A 13,489-nucleotide genomic window follows, 5' to 3' on the forward strand; every position below is an offset into this window, starting at 1 on the left:
ATGTGCTGCGTGCGGGCGGCCACGAACGCGAGCAGCGTAGAGGTGTCGAGGAAGTTCGCCTGGTAGGGGTGGTCCTGGAAGGTGACCAGGTCGATGCCGGAGCGGTCGGCGACGACTGCCAAGTCGACCACCTCCCTCGCGTTGTGCGCGGTGGGGGTGACGAAGGTGCCGAAGATCAGGTCATGGCCGTAGTCGGTCATCGTGTGGCCTCCGTGAGGTGCGCATCCGCGGGCTGTGGGGTGATGGGGAAGTTGTCGCGGAAGAGATTGCCGGGGTCGTAACGCCGCTTCAGCTCGCGCAGTCGCTCGAGCACCGGCGCAGGAAAGACATCACCCAGGCGCTCAGGGCGCCGATCGGTCTCGAAGCTCAGGTACGAGCCGACGCCCAGCTTCCGCACCGGGTCCCAGGCGGCGTCGATGCGCTGCGTGCTCGACCCCATCGCGGAGATCGCGAAGCCGGCGTCGCGGTGGGAAAAGGCCGTCGAACCTTCGGGCAGGTCGGCGATCGCGCCGCCCATCGGTCGTACGGAGAGGATCCCCACGGCCCCGCTGGCCAGCGCCTCAGCGGCCTGCCGGGAGACTTCTGGGGTGAACTCGCGCACGAGGGTGGAGCGCGCAACCGGTTCGCCGAAGCCCGTATGCCCCTGCGGTCCGACGTCGGGTGTCTCCATCAGATCGGGGTAACTGGCGAGCACGACCCGCTGCTGCGCGAGCGGCCCGATCTGAATGAACGGGGTGAGCCGGCTTCTGATGGTCTTGGGGTCTGGGTCGTCGACCACGCCGTACAGCTGCATGACGGACGGGCCGCCCCGCGCCGCCCCGATCATCATGAACAGGGTGGTGTCGCGTGGGGCCGCGCTCGCGACCTGTCCGTAGCGCTCGAGCGCCTCCGCGACGTCGTCGACGACGAGCGTGAGATGCGCGTGGCCAACGTCGCCGATGGGCTCCGCCTGCAGCTCGAACGCGGTGGCGATGCCGAAATTGGCCCCCGCACCGCGCATGGCCCAAAACAGGTCGGGGTTCTCCTCTTCGCTTGCTCGGACGGGTGTGCCATCGGCGAGTACCAGCTCGACGGCGCGCAGCCGGTCGATCGTCAGGCCCTGCTTGCGGGACAGGAAGCCGATGCCGCCCGCTGTGGCAAGCCCGCCGACGCCGACACCGCCCGCGTCGCCGGAACCGATCGCCCAGCCGTACGGGTACAGAGCCGCCGCCACCTGTTTCCACAGCGCGCCCGGTCCAACCCGCAGCAGCCTGCGCTGCGCGTCGATGACCTCGATGCCGTTCATCCCGCCGACATTGATGACCAGGCCACCATGGTTCGTGGAGCGGCCGCTGAACCCGTGTCCCCCGCTGCGCACGCCGAGCGGCAGATCGGTGTGCCGGCGCGCGAACGCGATCGCCTCGGAGACCTCCTCCACAGTGCGCGGCCGAAGGACGAGGCCCGGCGCGCCGCCTCGCGTATACGTCGACGACAGGCTGCGGTACGCGCGGTCTCCAGGCTCGACTGCGCCCGCGGCGAGCACGTCGGGCACCCCGTCGTAGTCCATCCCCGGCATCCGTTGGCTCCGCACGGACTCGGGGCGCAGTGCGTGCTCCGCGCCGCGCAGCTTCGCCAGCCGCTCCACGTCGACATCCATGCCAGCCTCCGAAACGCTGGAAGACGGTCTCTAGAACGGTTAGCTCAGTGCGCGGCAGCGAGGGCCTTACCGGCCTCGCGGGCGCCCTCGCGGGCGTTCTCCTTCAGCTCGGCGCCGAGGTCCTTGAACTGATCAAGGGCCGGGTTCACGCCGACGAGGGCGAACTCCCGCTCCACCACCGTCACGTCGCCGCCCCAGACGTCCACGAGGATGCGGCGCACGTAGTCGGTCATGTGGTCCCAGCCCTCGCGCGGCGTGCCGGGCCCGTAGGCGCCCCCGCGCGTGACGACCAGGACGACCTGCTTGCCCTCCAGGAGCCGGTCGGCCGCGCCGCCACTGGCTATGACCAGGTCGATCCAGGTCTTCACGTGCTGGGAGACGCCGTAGTTGTAGAAGGGGGCGGCCAGGACGACCTGGTCAGCTGCGGTCAGTTCGGCGCGGAGTTCGGCGGCCAGAGCCACGGCCGCCTTCTGGCCGTCCGTGCGCTGGTCCTCAGGCGCGTGTCCGGCGCTGACCGCGCTGGCCCAGGCCTCCGCGGGGAGCGGGTTCGCGCCCAGGTGGCGGGCGACGATCCGCTCCTGCGGGTGCTGGGCGGCCCACGCGTCCACGACGAGGTCCACCAGCTCTGAGCTGGCGGAAGCGGGACCGAGAATGCTGGCGTCGATGCGCAGAAGGCTCATGGGGAACTCCTCAAGAGATGGATTGAATGTTCAATCCAAATGGTGACACATTTGAATTGAATGTTCAATCAGGGTAGGCTCGGAGTCGTGACCGACGACGACACTCCGTGGCTGACCGACGAGGAGACCCAAAGCTGGGCCCACCTGGCCGGAGCGCTCATGGCGCTGCCGCCTGCGATCGACGCCCAGCTCAAACGGGACGCGGGCCTCAACTTCTTCGAGTACTCGATCCTTGCCGAGCTCTCCATGAGCCCCGGCCGGACCCGTCAGATGCACTTGCTGGCCCAGCTCGCGAACGGCTCACAGTCCCGCCTCTCGCACGCCGTCCGGCGGCTGGAGCAGCTCGGATGGGTGCAGCGACGCGCCTGCCCCATCGAGAGCCGTGCCGTCGAGGCGGTACTCACCGACTCCGGCATGACCAAGGTGGCGGAGACGGCACCCGGCCATGTACGCGAAGTACGCAGGACAGTCATCGACGTGCTCAGCCCACAGGAGCTGGGGCAGCTGCGGCACATCTGCCGCAAGCTCCTATCGGTGACCCGCCCCCAGGCGCTGGACCTCATCGACCAGGTCCCACTGCCGCCGGACGGACACGGCGACGCACCGGGCCTGCCCCAGGACACCTGAGCCTGCTCTCTTCCCCAGGGAGTCGGGCATCCCGAACGGTGTCACTCACCAGAGCGCGTTCACCGGGCCGGCGAACCCAGACGCGTTTCCCGTCAGAAGGCGGGATGTTCCGCCCCGTTGCGGCCAGAGGCCCTGAGTCGCCACCGAGAACCTCACTGGCCTCAAGGCGTCGATTGGGACCGTCACGGCGAGGCCGATCGCGGCGTCGGCGATCGGCCTCGAGTGGCGTGGCGCCAGTCATCGGCCCGGAGGAGGCTGCGGAGTCGCTTGCGGAGGCGAACGTCTCAACTGCGAGGGAAGGGAACGCCGGTGAGTTGTTCGGAGACCTGCCACACGCGTTGCGCCTCCTCAGTACTGGCCAGTTGGCTGTAGAGCTTCTGCTCGGCGGGCGGGCCGCCCAGGTGACCGGGCCCGCTGGGCCCGTAGAACCCGCCGCCCTTGGCATCTGGAGAAGTAGCGGCATACAGGGCGGGAAGCTCCGCTGTCTCCACCGTGCCGACGAGGATGCCGCGGGCGGACATGGCACGGATCAGGCGGACGCCCAGGGTGTCCTTGTTCCGTCGAGTATGCCCACCAGTTCGCCCGGGACATCGACGCGGGCACTGCCAGATCATCACGGGTCAACGAATAGGCCAACGCTCACGCAGAGCGACTGCCACCGTCCGTGATCCGCCAACTAGCTCACTCAAGATCCGCCAACAAGAGTCCTCGGCGCATCTCTGACCTGCATGGTCTAAATCGTGATTCGCCAACTAGAACTCTCGGTCACACTCGGGATGATCACGATGCGGTCACGGCGGAGAGGTTTTTCAAGATCGGCGTCACAAACTCGCCGGGGACGACACCTGTAGAAGGTGAACGGCGGGACAGGCCCGCCCCACCTCCAGGAGCACCCTGTGGCGAACACCGCCGACGGCCCCGAGCAGCCCCTTGTCCAGGCCGGAGAGGCCCCCTCCGTAGACCCCTCCATCACCCCCTCCGCGCCTCGACGCCAAGGACCGGGCGTTTCCGCAGGTCAGGCACGCCGGAAGGGGGGCCGTCGCAGCGCCGACAGCCCTCTTGTATTTAGGAAGCCAAAGCACAGGAGGACTTCGACCGAGCCTCGACGTCGGGAGCTGCTGCAAGCGCTGGGAATCTTCCAGAGGGCTACGCCCGATCAGCTGTGGAAGCTGACCCGCCCTGACAACCAGCACGACCGGCTGACGCGGGACAACCTCCTGGATCTGGAGGACCACCACCTGGTGAGGATCGAGTCGGTGCAGGAGGACCAGCGGCAGGTGTGGGTGCTGACGAAGCGAGGACATGCTGAGGCGAAGCAGCTGCTGGAGCCGAAGGGCATACGGGTCTCGGTGCTGCGCAAGAAGGAGTACGACCCGGACACCGGGGAACTGCTCGGTACCGGCTACGACGACCACGCCGCGGCGGTCACCTCGACGGCCGCCGAACTCCACCGTGCCGGGATCGGCCACCGGCTCGGCTTCCAGACCGAGATCGGGCACCGGCTCGGCAGCAGCCTCGTGCAGCGGGCGGACCTGGTGGTGCGGGCGCCGGAGGCCGGGGTGCCGGTGATGCTGCTGGAGATCGACCGCCGCACCGAGGACGCGCACGAGCTGGTGGCCAAGCTGCGGCGGTACTGGGAGTGGGGCCGGCTGCTGCCGAAGGACGCGGACAAGCGCACTGTGGACCGGGTCCGTTCGCGGCCGGACGCGATCGAGCACGTCGATCACGAGCAGCGGCTGTGGCGTCGGTTCTACCCGCCGACCGGCCGGGAGGGCCTGGTGCCCCTCGCGTTCGTGTTCGCGGACACCACCAAGGCGAAGGTCGACAACACGGTTGCCGTGCTGGAGGAGGCCGGCCGCGCCTACTGGGCGCCGCGCCGGTACGAGACCTACCACCGGGGGATCACCGCGAAGGACTACGGCCAGGCGGTGCCCGTTGTCGTCACCACCCTGGAGCAGCTGGCGGAGCACGGCGCGGATGCGGCGGTGTGGCGGCGGCTGGGACGAACGGGCGAGCAGAAGCTGACGGCCGCGCTCGACAACCCTGACGGCGACGTCCTCTTCCGCGACCAGGAGGCCCGCGCCGAAGCGGCGGAGGAGCGGCGCCGTGCTGCTGAGCGGGAGGCGCAGCGGCCCGTGTGCAAGCGGTGCGGGGAGAAGTTCACCGACCAGCGCTGGGAGGAGACCACCGCGCGCGGTGGCCCCTGGACGGCCGGGGACGCGTCCGTGTGCGGCACCTGCCACGCCGACGACGTCGCCCGAAAGGAAGCCGCCGCCGAAGCCGCCCGCCTCCAGGCCGCCGCGCCGCCGGAGCCGGAGGACGACTCCGAGCCGGACCGGGGCCGCGGCTGGTTTCGCCGGCGAACCTGACCCGGCCAAGCCCGAGGGGAGCTTGGGCTTGGCCGCCCGCCGGCCGGGCGTGACCGCCCGCCCGGCGGGACGGCCCGCGAAGTCGCGGCGTCGCCGTACGGGAGGGAGAGGCCGAACCCGGTCGTACGCCGGTGCCAGGATCTAGACAGGTCTCATGAGACGCAGCAGAGAAGAGACCGCGCCCCAAGACCTGCCGGGTGACCTGTGGCATGCCCTGGCCCAGCTCCAGCACACCCATCCCGACGCGGTGGGCCGCGTCGGGCCGCTCGCCCGTCCGGCCGGGCTGCTGTCCTTCACCGCGGCCGCCGACACCATCCTCGCGGCCCGGGTGCAGCTGACCGGCGCCGAGACGATGCGCCAGGTGAACGAGACGCTCCGTGCGATGACCGGCGACCTCCCCCATGCCCACTTCACCGGCCCCGGCGTCGCCCTGGAGGTCACGCTCAGCAGGCGGCAGGAACTCCCGATCCACGCGGCGCACACCACCGGCCTCACCCAGCTCTTCCGGGACGCCGCCGACACCATCTGGGCTCGCAGTACGCCCGGGGGCGGCCGGTGCTTCCACTGCGACGGGACCGGGCGCGCCCGCCCGCTGTGGGAGCCGGCAGCCGGGCAAGCCTGAGTGGCACAGCCGACGCAGACCTCGCCCGTTCGGGGGAAACGGCGGCTTGTGGCTTCGGCATGTGCGGTCGCGCCGGTTAGCATCCTGCCCGGCTAGTGCGTACTGCCGATCGCCGCCTCCGGAGCCACGCCGCCGGACGCGGGGGCCAAGGTCCTGCGGGGCCCGCTCCTTCCCGTTCTGCGTTCCGTCGTGTCCACGGCAGTCGTACGAGCCGGTCCCGGGGGCGTGGCCCGGTCCGGCAGAGGAGTACGTCATGCCGAAGAACCAGTCCACCGCCGCGCAGACAGCCCGCAGGGCGAGCCGGAGCGGGGCCAAGTACACCGAGGCCCTTCGCGGCGCGGGGACCGGCGATACGCCGCACGCACCGCATGTCCTGCGGTTCCTGGCGGAGCGCTCAGGGAACCTCTACTACCTGGTCGGCGGGATCGCGGCAGCCTGGGCATACAGCGGACAGCGGGTCCTGCTCCTCGAGGAAGCCGAGGACTACTGGCACTGGAGCATGAGCAACGTGGGTCGCGGCCGGAGCCGCCGCAAGAAAGAGATCGAGCCGGCCACCCTGCCGGAGCCGACGACCAGCACCCTGTGGGCTTCGCCGGACGGCCCCGGCCTTCTGACCCGCCACACCTGCATGTGGCAGGTCCGCCACGCCTCGCAGGAGAGCGACCGCGGCTTGCCGCGCACCGACCGCAGCCCGCTCGCGGCGGCGGTGGCCGGCGCTCTCGGCACCTACGACGTGATCGTCCTTGTGCCGAAGCACTGGTCCTACCCCGACCGTGAGAACGCAACGGCGCACGTCGTGATCGGGGAGATCGACATCTTCCCCGACACCGACTGCAGGACCGCACTCCCCGGCCCTGGGGGCGAAGAGAAGGGCGTCCCGCTGAGCCCCGAGCAGAGCGCGGCAGTGCTGCGCGAGCGCTGTCTGGGCTTCCTCTTCGGATTCCCGCACCTCCCCATCGCCCTGGCCGGGGTGATCTGGCAGTCGAACTGGGAGCTGCCCGTCGACGCGGACTACCTGGCGGGAGTCGACCGGGACATGGACCGTGCCGGACTGCGTCCCTTGGGCTGGTCGCTCGCCGGGCAGTGCCGGTCTGACCCGCGCAAGCAGCTGCCCGAGCCCGACCAGCTGAAGGACCCCGACTTCGTCCAGCCGTACCAGGCCATCGCGCGGCGCCTGCGTACGGCGCTGGGCACCCGCCCTGCCGACAGGAGCTGACCTCGGAGGGCTGGCCCGCCCCGCGACGCGTGGGCTGGCCTTCCGACGTCCCCGGTCCTCTTGACCGGCTCTCCGTGCTGAGGGACGGTCGGTGCGCAACAACCCGCAACTGGCTTTCTCCGGAGGCGATCATGGCGTTACTTTTCTTCGGCACGGACCCGAACTCGGGCGGAGGGAACTGCCCGGCGGTGTGGGTGGACACCGAGGCCGCCGAGGGGCCGGAACTGGTTCTGCAGGGCAAGTTCGCCGACGCGGAGATCCGGGCCGCGTGCAGCCAGGACAGCCCGTCGGCGGATGACGAGGGAGTCATCCGGCTCCCGGTGCGGATGGTCGACCAGATCAGGAAGGCATGCGATGCCGCAGAAGCCGCCGGCACCCAGCTTTGAGGACCTGCTCGACTCCGCCCAACGGCGCGCCCTGCACCTGGAGCTCCGCGACGTCTATGCCGTGGGGGAGGAGCAGGAGGTCCTGGAGGCGTTCCTGCGGGACGGGAGCGTGCCTGCGGACGACTCGGAGTTCTGGGGCGGGTGGCTGCCGCTGGTGGAGCGGACCGTCGCCCGCGGGGTGAAGGTCCTGCGGGCCCGGATCGTGTCCGAGCCCGTCACCGACTACATCCGCTTCGAGTACGCCATCACCGACGCCAACCTCCGCGCCGGCGAACAGGTCCGCTGGCTGCCCCGCTGCCGCGCCTCCACCCTCGCCCTGCCCGGCAACGACTTCTGGCTCGTCGACGACCGGCTCGTGCGCTGGAACCTGTTCTCCGGCGACGGCCAGGCCCTCGAGCCCGACCACACCGAAGACCCACACGCGGTCAAGCTGTGCGTGGAGGCGTTCCGTACGGTGTGGGACCTGGCCACCGAGCACGCCGACTACCGCATCTGACCGACGCACAGCCAAAGGCCGCCACATGACGACCGCCTCTCCATCGTCCAGCGCCCAGTCGGCCCGCGAGGCGCTCGCCGTCCGGCTCTCTCACCTGCGCAAGGACGCCGGCCTCACCGGGAAGGACCTCTCCGCCCGGTGCGGCTGGCACCCCGCCAAAACCACCCGCATCCAAAAAGGTGCGGCCGCACCCTCGGACACCGACATCCGCACGTGGTGTGCGGCGTGCGGCGCCGATGACCAGGCCGAAGACCTCATCGCCACCGCCCGCGCGGTCGACTCGATGTACATGGAGTGGCGCCGCCTGCACCAGGGCGGCATGCGCCAAGTACAGGAGGACTGGCTCGCCCTCCACGAGCAGACCCGCCACTGCCGCGTCTACCTCTCCAACGTGCCGCCCGGCTTCCTCCAGACACCGGCGTTCGCCACCGCCCTCCTCACCCAGATCACCCGCTTCCAGGGCACCCCCGACGACGTCGCCGAAGCCGTCGCCGCCCGCGTCGCCCGTTCCCGGTTCCTCTACGAGGGCGGACACCGCTACGTCGTCCTCCTGGAGGAATCCGTCCTGCGCTTCCGCACCGCCGACCCCGAAGCGATGCGCGGGCAACTGCGCCACCTCCTGGCCGTGATGCCCCTCGCCTCCGTCTCGCTGGGGATCATCCCGTTCACCGCGCAGCGCACCGTGTGGCCGCTGGAATCGTTCTACGTCCATGACGACACCATGGCCGTGGTGGAGACGCTGACTGCGGAGATCAAGGTGACGCAGCCGCGCGAGCTCACCGACTACGCGCGGGCGTTCGCCGGCCTCACGGAGATGGCCGTCTACGGCGACGCCGCCCGCGCCCTCATCCATGCCGCGATCGACGCCCTGGACTGAACTTCCGCAATTCTCCGCAACTTCGTTGAGAGCGCGGACTGTGGGTGCGTAGCGTCGACGACATCGACGGACCACCAGCCGGAGAGGCGGGCCCCTTGCGCGCGCACACCGACTCCACCGCCCCGGCCCCGGAGGGCCGCGGCCTCCAGCCGCCCGCCTACGGCGTCCCCTCCCCGGCCCTGCTGGCCCGCGCCGACCGCGGCTTCACCCGGTTCCTCGGTCAGCACAGCGAGGACCAGGACGACGGTGCCGACAGCAGCGAGGGCCCCCAGCGGTGACCACCGGCCACCCGCACACGACGCTCCCGGCATCGAGGCCCGCCATGCACACCAGCACCCACACTCTCCTGCACGACCCCGACGGCCAGATCGAAGCCGAGCTCCCGCTCGACCGCGAACCATACGCGTGCCTCGTCACGGCCGTCCTCGCATGGAACGGCGAGGACACGCTCACCACCCGCGACCTGGAGCAGATCGCCCTCCAGCTCACCGGCCACGCCCGCGCCGTCGCCGCCCACGTCCGCCGCCGCGCCGAACACCTGCCCAAGGACAGCGGACCCAAAAGCGCTCGCCGACGTCGTCCTGCGCGAAGCAGAAGGCCGGCTGTCCGTCGCCCTGGAGGGCACCGTCCGCTGCGCCCAGAACCGCGCCCGTCTCGTGCGCGCCCTCTACGAACGTCTGGACCGCCTGGAGGCCGCGACCGGGCTTCCGGTCACAGCGCCCGCTCCGGGGCCGACGGGTCAACGGCGGCGCCCGACCGCGCCGCGGACGAGGACGTAAGGAGTCACGCAGAAGGCGGCGATGTTGCAGGCGACGAGCAGAGCGATGAACAGCCAGTAGGAGAAGCCGTGGCCGTCGGAGGCGGCGACGAGGGACCCGCAGGTGAGGCTGATGAAGATGCCAGTGGTGGCGAGCCCGGCAGCCCAGCCCAGCGCGCTCATCCCGATGCCGAGACCGATGAAGGCCCAGAACAAGGCGGGACCGGCAAGGACCGCCACGGCCAGGAACAGCGGCGCGGTGATGTCCCGGTCACCGATGAAGTCCATGAGCTGAGGGATGGAGATGAAGGACCATAAGCCGGTGAAGGCAAGGCCGATGACGACAGCCGCGATCGAGATCACGCGGCTGGCACGGGTGGCGGAGGCAGCGTTCGCGGCGTCGGTCATGAGGCAGTGGACTCCTTCGACTACGGCGGGCGAGGTGGTCGGATCCATCCCGGTATAGCCGACGCAGACCACGAACGAGCCCGCTTCCGCGCAAGGCGTCCGGGACCCGATCATGAGGCCGACCACGCTGTGGTGGCACCCCTGCTGGGAGACCGCCCTTCGGTTCCAGCCGCCCGCTCCGCGCTGCGCCCGGCCGGTCCGTGCCCGGCGGGGCGGCCAGGCACGGACCGGACGCCGGACTGAAAAGCGACCCAGAAGAAGTGCGAGTGGGACGGAAGCCGCGTTGTGCCTCTGACCTGGGTGAACCTCGGCCCGGGCGGCGGTGATTCCGCTCCCCGGCGGCGTCCACTCGATACCGGCTGCGCAACCCGTTCGGTGCGACTTCTTCAGCACCACGGGTGACCGGTTAGACCATTCGTGTTCTGCGGCCCCCGGAATTGTCAGTGGGCCGCCCTACGTTCCGGGCCATGACCGATTGGATCGAGCCCTGTGCTCGTGAAACAGAACCGGCCTACTCCTCCGAGCAGGTGGAACTCGGCCGGAAGCTCGTAGCTCGCGATGATCTCCTGACGGGCGAGAAGCAGCGGACGCGCCTGGAGATCGGAGATCTCCTGCTGGCAGTCGCGCCGATGGACACCGACAAGACCACCAACGCCTCCAACGAGGTGATCAGGGCGTTTGCCGCAGACATCGGCATGACCGCCGGTATGGCCCGTGAGTACCGGGGTGTGTCCGCAGGCTGCGACAGCGCACTCAGGAAGGTGCTGGCCGAGTCCGACGTCACCGTGTCCTACTCGGTCGTCCGCGAGGCCGCACTGGGGTTCTCCCTGCCGAAGGAGAGCCGGGAGGCTGAGAAGGCTCTGGCAAAGGCGGACCGTGAGCGTCGGCGCCAGGATCGCTGGGAGATCCTGCTGCGGATGTTGCAGGAGCCAGGCCGCCGACGTGTGACGGCGCAGGAGTTCCGCGAAGCGATCGGCGCGCGGCCGATCCCGAACTCGGCCTCCGCGATGACCGCCGAGAAGATCGTGGAACAGCTCGACCGCCCCGACATCAGGTCCGCAGTCCTGGCGAGCGTGATGGAACCGGCGTTCCTCGTAGAGGCGTTCGAGGCCGATCCCATGGCGGAGCTCAAGATCCGCGACAGCCTCGCCCAGGTCACCCAGGTCACCAGCACCAGGGAAAGCACCTCTGCTCCCGAGGAGACCGACGACGACCGGCTCGTCCTGCAATTCCGGCGCCGGGTGAACCTGCTCCACGGCCTGGTCGAGATGCACCCCGAGCAGATCATCAACATCGCCGACGAGGCCATGCTCAACGACCTGGAGAAGGCCTGTGAGGGCGTGGTGCACTGGGCACAACGCCTGCACTCGGTCCGCGCCGGCGGAAAGGCGGGTGTGCGGTGACCGCCTCACGCTACACATCCTCGTCCGCTGCGACCCGGCAGTGGATCACGGACAACTACGGCCCGCTGTTCGCCCAGCACGCTGACAAGAACCGGCGGACCGGCGAGTTCATGGACGTCATGATCGACGGGATCCAGGCGGGCGAGCTGCCGGCGATCGAGTACTTCAAGGTCGTCCTCGGCCCCGTCCTGGGTGCGCTGGACCACGACCTGATGGTCCGCTTCGCGCACAGCGGCACCGAGACACCGCCGCTCGCAGGGCCGGGGACGGAAGGCGGCACGACACCGCCGATCCCCGGTCTTGGAAACGGCGGGACATCCCCCGGGCCCGCTCCGGGCGGATGCGGCACTGGGATTGACCGGGGGATCACCATCCCCGGCCAGCGCTCCTTCCTGCCCGCCGACCTGGTCCACGCCCGCATCGTAGAGGTGACCAAACAGCTCCTCGCCATCAAGGCCAACCAGAAGCACTTGCGCGAGCAGGAGAAGGACAGCCGGGCGTTCCGCAAGCTCCTCGACGGGCAGTACGCGGAGCTGGAAACCCAGCTCCGCGCCCTCCGGCGGGCGCAGGAGCGCCTCAAGGAAAACCCGGAGATCGGGCTGGACGCGTTGGCCGCCCTGGGCATCGGCGCCGCGGAACTCGGCATGAGCGACGCCGACCTGGTGGCCCTGGCGGGAGCGGTATGAACAGCCTTCCCTACTCCTCGATCCAGTGGCACGACTACTGGAAGACCATGGTGCCGGCGACCCAGCGCGAACAGCGCCGAGGAAGCCACATCGCCGATGTGGTCGCGGCCGACGGATGCGTGGTGGAGATCCAGCACGCGAGCATGTCCCCGACGAAGATCATGGGACGCGAACTGGACCACGGCCACATGGTGTGGATCTGGGACGGCCGCTCGGTCTACGCCTCCGGTGCCCTCTCACTGACCGCCTTCGCAGACGGCATCGTGAGCTTCCGGTGGAAGAACCAGCGCCGCAACCTCCGTACGTGCCGGCGCCCGTGCTTCCTGGACCTCTGGACGCTTGGGGAATCCGGGCAACGGATGCTGCTGAAGGTCGACGTCCTCAACGAGGACGGAACGGGCTCCGGCCAACTGGTCACCCACGACACCATGCGGATGTGGATCGTCTCCGGCCTTCCTCGCCATCCCCTTGCCGAGCTTCGTGAAGAGTGCGGCATCCCGTCGGTGAAACTCACCGCGGCAGTCGCCTAGCACGACCATCCACCAGACCGGGCTTCCCGGGCCAGAGATCCAAGGCCCGGTCTGGTGCGGGTGCGGTCCCTAGTCGTCGCGCCCGGACGGCGGCCCGTACTCCTCGATGAGGTCGCAAGTGCACGTGCCGCCCTCGTAGGAGGCGTTGGCACATTCGTCCTAGTGGTGCCGCGGCGACGGAGATGTCACCGTAGGCGGGGTTCCCGGAGACGGTGTCTTCGAAAATCGAACAATACCCCCACCTTCCCCGCCGACCTGGTCCAGGCCCAGCGCGACCTCAACGCACGTACGACGCCCTCGCAGCACCCCGCCAGCACGGCAACACCGCACTGCGCCGCCTGCTCCTCCTGTCCGCCCGCATCTGGTGGCACCCCTTCTGGAACACCCGACCGCCCGGCAGGCCGGCAGACCGGACCGAGTTGCGCCGCCAGGCCCGCGGCGACCGTCGCGCAGCGAGGGCGGCATGAGGGTGGACGCCCCGACCGATCAGCATGCCCAGATTCTGCGAGTGATCAGAAACTGGATCGCGGACCACGGCGAAGGGCCCTCGATCCGCCAGATCGGAGAACAGGTTGGCCTGTCCAGCACCAGCTCGGTCGCCTACCAACTCGGTCGCCTGGAAGACCTTGGACTGATCAGCCGCACCGGGCGCCGTTGGCACTCCCGCCACCTCGGCACCTGAACCGTGAGGAGGGAGGCAGCACCCGGCCTGTCGCCAATCTGTGAAGCGGGGAGAGCCAGTCGTTCGCTATGACCGCCGGCAGCGGGCATCTCAGATACACCAGCTTTCGATGGC

The 13,489-nt window shown here is 69.8% G+C and carries 15 protein-coding genes and 3 pseudogenes; 13 read left to right on the plus strand and 5 right to left on the minus strand.

Annotated elements, in window-relative coordinates; all coding sequences use genetic code 11:
• Nucleotides 1-23 precede the first annotated feature (23 nt).
• From AC07FA_RS18035 to AC07FA_RS18045, 3 genes and pseudogenes are all read right to left on the minus strand, one after another.
• Nucleotides 24-200 (minus strand): annotated as a pseudogene (locus AC07FA_RS18035) (LLM class flavin-dependent oxidoreductase); the annotation flags it as partial.
• Nucleotides 197-1,636, minus strand: a complete 1,440-nt coding sequence (locus tag AC07FA_RS18040; protein ID WP_479076527.1) for an FAD-binding oxidoreductase — start codon at nt 1,634-1,636, stop codon at nt 197-199. The gene AC07FA_RS18040 and the pseudogene AC07FA_RS18035, both read right to left, overlap by 4 nt.
• A 44-nt stretch (nt 1,637-1,680) precedes the next feature.
• Entirely contained in the window at nt 1,681-2,316 is a 636-nt protein-coding gene (locus AC07FA_RS18045; RefSeq protein WP_479076529.1) for an FMN-dependent NADH-azoreductase, read from the minus strand.
• Between the two features lie 87 nt (nt 2,317-2,403).
• Here AC07FA_RS18045 and AC07FA_RS18050 point away from each other — a divergent pair, with 87 nt between their 5' ends.
• Nucleotides 2,404-2,943 carry a MarR family winged helix-turn-helix transcriptional regulator gene (locus tag AC07FA_RS18050; protein ID WP_479076531.1) on the plus strand — a complete coding sequence of 180 codons (540 nt, stop codon included), beginning with the start codon at nt 2,404-2,406 and terminating at the stop codon, nt 2,941-2,943.
• A 284-nt stretch (nt 2,944-3,227) separates the two neighbouring features.
• On the opposite strand, the pseudogene AC07FA_RS18055 reads toward AC07FA_RS18050, so the two are convergent.
• Nucleotides 3,228-3,503, minus strand: a pseudogene (locus tag AC07FA_RS18055) (short chain dehydrogenase); the annotation flags it as partial.
• A gap of 609 nt (nt 3,504-4,112) precedes the next feature.
• Here AC07FA_RS18055 and AC07FA_RS18060 point away from each other — a divergent pair.
• The 8 genes and pseudogenes from AC07FA_RS18060 to AC07FA_RS18095 all read left to right on the plus strand — a co-directional run bounded on the left by AC07FA_RS18060 (nt 4,113) and on the right by AC07FA_RS18095 (nt 9,688).
• Nucleotides 4,113-5,312, plus strand: a complete 1,200-nt coding sequence (locus AC07FA_RS18060; protein WP_479076616.1) for a replication-relaxation family protein — start codon at nt 4,113-4,115, stop codon at nt 5,310-5,312.
• 154 nt (nt 5,313-5,466) lie between these two features.
• Nucleotides 5,467-5,934 carry a hypothetical protein gene (locus AC07FA_RS18065; protein WP_479076533.1) on the plus strand — a complete coding sequence of 156 codons (468 nt, stop codon included), beginning with the start codon at nt 5,467-5,469 and terminating at the stop codon, nt 5,932-5,934.
• Between the two features lie 253 nt (nt 5,935-6,187).
• Nucleotides 6,188-7,150, plus strand: a complete 963-nt coding sequence (locus tag AC07FA_RS18070; protein ID WP_479076534.1) for a hypothetical protein — start codon at nt 6,188-6,190, stop codon at nt 7,148-7,150.
• A 131-nt stretch (nt 7,151-7,281) separates the two neighbouring features.
• Nucleotides 7,282-7,536: a hypothetical protein gene (locus AC07FA_RS18075; protein WP_479076535.1), complete on the plus strand. Its 255-nt coding sequence runs from the start codon at nt 7,282-7,284 to the stop codon at nt 7,534-7,536.
• Nucleotides 7,505-8,032 carry a DUF6879 family protein gene (locus tag AC07FA_RS18080; protein WP_479076537.1) on the plus strand — a complete coding sequence of 176 codons (528 nt, stop codon included), beginning with the start codon at nt 7,505-7,507 and terminating at the stop codon, nt 8,030-8,032. Before AC07FA_RS18075 ends, AC07FA_RS18080 begins: the two co-directional genes overlap by 32 nt.
• Nucleotides 8,033-8,057: 25 nt before the next feature.
• Nucleotides 8,058-8,909, plus strand: coding sequence for a helix-turn-helix domain-containing protein (locus tag AC07FA_RS18085; protein WP_479076539.1), 852 nt, complete (start codon nt 8,058-8,060; stop codon nt 8,907-8,909).
• Between the two features lie 44 nt (nt 8,910-8,953).
• Nucleotides 8,954-9,187 (plus strand): hypothetical protein, encoded by a 234-nt coding sequence (locus tag AC07FA_RS18090; protein WP_479076541.1) that lies wholly within the window; start codon nt 8,954-8,956, stop codon nt 9,185-9,187.
• Nucleotides 9,188-9,231: 44 nt separating this feature from the next.
• Nucleotides 9,232-9,688 (plus strand): annotated as a pseudogene (locus AC07FA_RS18095) (DUF6415 family natural product biosynthesis protein).
• Here AC07FA_RS18095 and AC07FA_RS18100 read toward each other — a convergent pair.
• Nucleotides 9,649-10,074, minus strand: coding sequence for a hypothetical protein (locus AC07FA_RS18100; protein WP_479076543.1), 426 nt, complete (start codon nt 10,072-10,074; stop codon nt 9,649-9,651). The pseudogene AC07FA_RS18095 and the gene AC07FA_RS18100 sit on opposite strands and share 40 nt — an antisense overlap.
• Before the next feature lie 467 nt (nt 10,075-10,541).
• On the opposite strand from AC07FA_RS18100, the gene AC07FA_RS18105 reads away from it, so the two are divergent.
• From AC07FA_RS18105 to AC07FA_RS18120, 4 genes are all read left to right on the plus strand, one after another.
• Nucleotides 10,542-11,477: a hypothetical protein gene (locus AC07FA_RS18105; RefSeq protein WP_479076545.1), complete on the plus strand. Its 936-nt coding sequence runs from the start codon at nt 10,542-10,544 to the stop codon at nt 11,475-11,477.
• The gene (locus tag AC07FA_RS18110; RefSeq protein ID WP_479076546.1) at nt 11,474-12,163 is read left to right on the plus strand and encodes a hypothetical protein; all 690 of its coding nucleotides are present in this window, start codon (nt 11,474-11,476) and stop codon (nt 12,161-12,163) included. Before AC07FA_RS18105 ends, AC07FA_RS18110 begins: the two co-directional genes overlap by 4 nt.
• On the plus strand, nt 12,160-12,693 hold the full coding sequence (locus AC07FA_RS18115; protein WP_479076547.1) for a hypothetical protein: 534 nt from the start codon (nt 12,160-12,162) through the stop codon (nt 12,691-12,693). The genes AC07FA_RS18110 and AC07FA_RS18115 overlap by 4 nt, the downstream gene beginning before the upstream one ends.
• Before the next feature lie 469 nt (nt 12,694-13,162).
• Nucleotides 13,163-13,375 carry a LexA family protein gene (locus AC07FA_RS18120; RefSeq protein WP_479076549.1) on the plus strand — a complete coding sequence of 71 codons (213 nt, stop codon included), beginning with the start codon at nt 13,163-13,165 and terminating at the stop codon, nt 13,373-13,375.
• Nucleotides 13,376-13,489 lie beyond the last annotated feature (114 nt).

Source organism: Streptomyces sp. NPDC045968, from assembly GCF_056430475.1.